The following is a 1,182-nucleotide window of genomic DNA, read 5'->3' on the forward strand; positions in this document are numbered from 1 at the left end:
CGCATTATAAAGCTGCAGCAGATCTTCTTTGTTATTAAAGACCATTCTCCATAATCGGTCCTTATATTGCCGGTTGTGGGTTTGTTTGCTATGGCGAGATTTCTTCTTTTGTTTTTCCATTGCTTACCTCCATTATAATAGAAAACAGTTCATAAGTAAATTCGACAAAGAATTCATATATGATATATGATTTGATTTTCTACATACGCCTATTTAGATGGTACTGGAGTTTTTGGTGAAAAGCAATTAATAAAGAATAAAATTTTTCTATAGAATTAAAAAGAAAAATCCCATGCCGGATGACAGGAAAAGATGAATTGCATCTTAGTTTGTGATCGGACATGGGATTTATGTTTTGGGATTATTCAATGCCGAATTCTTTTAATAGTTTCTTTTGGTATTCGATATCTTCGGTAGCGCGTTCGAGATCGCTGTAGCGCTTGGCTTTTAAGAGATATTTGTTTAGCTGATTTAGATATTCCATACCTTCTTTTCTACCTTCTTCTCTGGCATCTTCCTTCAAGGTTTTCTCATATAAGTCTTTGTCATATGTCGTCAGAATCATATTTGTCACCTCCGCTCGATGTTTTTTCAGAAAATCTGCCAACACGTCCTGATTAATACAGGTATCAATTGCCTTTTCTAATGCATCTTCCACAGAAGGTTCCGATTGTATATATTCCCTGACACATTGGACAAATATGGAATATTCTTTAAGCCTTCTGCAGTGCTTCATCAGTTCCTGATTGTGACCATAGTTGATATTCAACATGGTTGCGGTGCATTCCAGGCAAGGTGCTTCGTTATCTGTATTTTCAAAGCAGTCTGAAAGCCTTAACTCCATAGAATCTGGCTGGTTTTTTGTACCATTGTAAAAGACAATATATTTCGGCTTTGGAAGCCGGACTCTTTTTTCATGGTAGATCATCAGATTATTATCTGCAACATACCCTTCATATAACCGGGAGAAATAAAAGACTCCGCGAAGTGGCATGTTTGGGTTAAAAGTGCTTTGATGTTCATACAGATTCATGGTTCCGCCAACCAAAAAGGATACATCATTTTTCATGGACAGATAAAGGACATCTTCCAATGTATTTACCTCCAGGTCATCGGGATTCTGATAGTCCGTGTGGTTGATCGCATTATAAAGCTGCAGCAGATCTTCTTTGTTATTAAAGA

The 1,182-nt window shown here is 36.8% G+C and carries 1 protein-coding gene; it reads right to left on the reverse strand.

The window, feature by feature from the left end; translation table 11 throughout:
• Window positions 1-361 precede the first annotated feature (361 nt).
• The coding region (locus tag PG766_RS16820) for a hypothetical protein (protein ID WP_270591404.1) at window positions 362-1,182 on the reverse strand (821 nt) is incomplete at its 5' end.

Origin of the sequence: Coprococcus sp. LG101-27, from assembly GCF_027695515.1 — a bacterium.
Lineage (GTDB): Bacteria > Bacillota > Clostridia > Lachnospirales > Lachnospiraceae > Allocoprococcus > Allocoprococcus comes.